Raw genomic sequence first — 826 nt, forward strand, 5'->3', positions numbered from 1 at the left:
TCCCAACTGAAAAAGGAATCCGTCATCATGAAACATGACGGGGTTTGTGCATCATGCACTGGCTTTTAACACACTGTTGAGTTCTCAAGAAACGGACGCATACTCCTCAAACTGCAGGAGGCGCACACTTCACGTCTTCCATCTTATCAAGCTCGACCGCTCTCTGTCAAATCTTCGACTTGATCAGATGGAGCTTGCCTGGCTAAGATGGTGCGCCCCGTCTCCGGGGCAACCCTCGCAACTTACCGTGTCATCCTGAGCCTGTCGAATCAACCGATTTTCCGGTGATCTGAGCGCACCCGAGACGACTCGTACCGAAGAGCGCGTCGAAGCGCCTCAGCCGAGTGGCTCGTTTCTCAAGGGGTTTGCCCTGGGGCCCGTCCGCCTGACCGGCGTCCGGCTCACTCCCGGGGCGAAGTGAAGATTAGGCGGCCGTTCGCCGTACGTCAAATCGGGGTTCGCCCGGGCGTTCGCAGACTGCCGCCCGACCGGACAAACTGTCCCGCCCATGTCCGTGAGCCGGGTCTCCAGCTGGCGGGAAGTCGCAGGTGAACCCTGTCCGGACGATACGACCCACCTACGGGGAACGCGGAGGGCTCAGAGAGTGAGGGCGCGTACCTGGGCCGCCGAGGTGAAGAGCTCCGCCTTCATCCCCGCCTCCCGCGCCGCCACCACGTTGGCCTCGTTGTCGTCGAAGAACAGCACCTTCCCCGGCGGCACCCCGAGCCGCCGGGCGCAGATCTCGTACGCGCGCGGATCCGGCTTGGCCACCCCGATCCGGCACGAGTACGTCAGCGACGCGAACCGCCCCAGCCACCCCCCCGGC

The 826-nt window shown here is 63.3% G+C and carries 1 protein-coding gene; it reads right to left on the reverse strand.

The window, feature by feature from the left end; translation table 11 throughout:
* Nucleotides 1–597: 597 nt before the first annotated feature.
* On the reverse strand, nt 598–826 hold a 229-nt coding region (locus tag KME77_RS25715; RefSeq protein WP_219471517.1), incomplete at its 5' end, for an HAD-IA family hydrolase.

Source organism: Nonomuraea rhizosphaerae, assembly GCF_019396405.1.
Lineage (GTDB): Bacteria > Actinomycetota > Actinomycetes > Streptosporangiales > Streptosporangiaceae > Nonomuraea > Nonomuraea rhizosphaerae.